Source organism: Halorubrum sp. AJ67, from assembly GCF_000513435.1.
Window position 1 is genome coordinate 230,544 of sequence record NZ_CBVY010000002.1, and the last position, 1,298, is coordinate 231,841.

The window sequence follows — 1,298 nt, forward strand, 5'->3', positions numbered from 1 at the left end:
GGGGTTGAGACCCCGGCGGCGCGACCGATCGGTATGCCAGTCGCGACGGTCGGCGAGACGGCGACCCACGCGGTATCGATCACCGACGAGGCGATAGAGACGTTCGCCGCGCTCTCCGGCGACGAGAACCCGATTCACGTGGACGACGAGTACGCCGCCGAGACGATGTTCGGCGGCCGCGTCGCGCACGGGATCCTCTCGGTCGCGGTCGTCTCCGGGGCGCTCGCACGGCTCTCGGGCGACATCGTCTACCTCTCGCAGGACCTCTCGTTCGAGAACCCCGTCTTTCCGGGCGAGACGGTCGAGGCGACCGTCCGCGTCACGGACGACCTCGGCGGCGACCGGCTCGCCGTCGAGACGACCGCGACCGTCCCCGAGCGCGACGAGCGGGTCCTTTCCGGGGAGGCGACGGTGTTGTCGGTCCCGCACGGAGGCGGTGACTGACCGACCGCCGAAGGCGACCGGCCGGCCGACAGAGGATATAAACGCACGACAGTTAGCGGTGGCGCGCGCCTCCGAGCGCCCGACAGGGCGCGAGGAGCGCCGTGCGAGGGAGTCAGTCGCCGGAGCGGAGCGACGGCGACTGACGAGGCTGGGGAGGCGTGAGGTGCGGGGCTGTGCGGTCGGGGTCGGGTGGGACTCGAAGGGGCAGCCGCGAGGACGAAGCACGGCGAAGCAAGGACCGCAAGGAGCGAGCACCGCGAGCGACTGAGGACCGCAGCGAGTCGCGCGAGTCCTCGCGGCTGGGGCTTCGGAGTGGTTCGCGTCGATAACTGATTTATAAGCAATCACAGCATCGTACAGCCGAGCGGCTGGGGCTTCGGAGTGGTTCGCCGTCGACGACTCATCGGCTATTCATAAACGGTCAGCCGAGCCAGCGGAGCACGGTGGCGGACCAAGTGTAGCCGGTTCCGGCCGCGAGCAGGCAGACGAGGTCGCCGGCTTCGATGCGGTCGGTCTCGACGCCGCGCGCCAGCGCGAGCGCCTGATCGACGCTCTGGACGTGGCCGAACTCGTCGAGGTAGTAGCCGTCGCTCGCGGGGTCGAGTCCGAGTTCGTCGAGGACGCGCTCGTGGAACGAGCGCTTCATGTGGGTGAGCGCGACGTAGTCGAGGTCGTCGCGGTCGAACCCGGAGCGGTCCAGCGCCTCGTCGGCGACGGAGAGGTACGCCGGCAGCGAGACGGGCGCGAGCCGCTCTTTCATCCCGTCGGGGTCGGGGACGTCGAGCGTGTGGAGCCCCTCGCGCACCGTCTCCCCGCTCGGCGGGCGCTTCGACCCGCCCGCGGGCATCACCACG

The 1,298-nt window shown here is 70.3% G+C and carries 2 protein-coding genes; one reads left to right on the plus strand and one right to left on the minus strand.

Annotated features, from left to right (window positions below; translation table 11 throughout):
* The first annotated feature begins 33 nt into the window (after nt 1–33).
* Nucleotides 34–444, plus strand: a complete 411-nt coding sequence (locus tag BN903_RS03010; RefSeq protein WP_048076314.1) for a MaoC family dehydratase — start codon at nt 34–36, stop codon at nt 442–444.
* A gap of 421 nt (nt 445–865) precedes the next feature.
* On the opposite strand, the gene BN903_RS03015 is transcribed toward BN903_RS03010, so the two are convergent.
* Nucleotides 866–1,298, minus strand: a 433-nt coding sequence (locus BN903_RS03015) for a 3-oxoacyl-[acyl-carrier-protein] synthase III C-terminal domain-containing protein (protein WP_048076315.1), incomplete at its 5' end; no start/stop codon positions are given.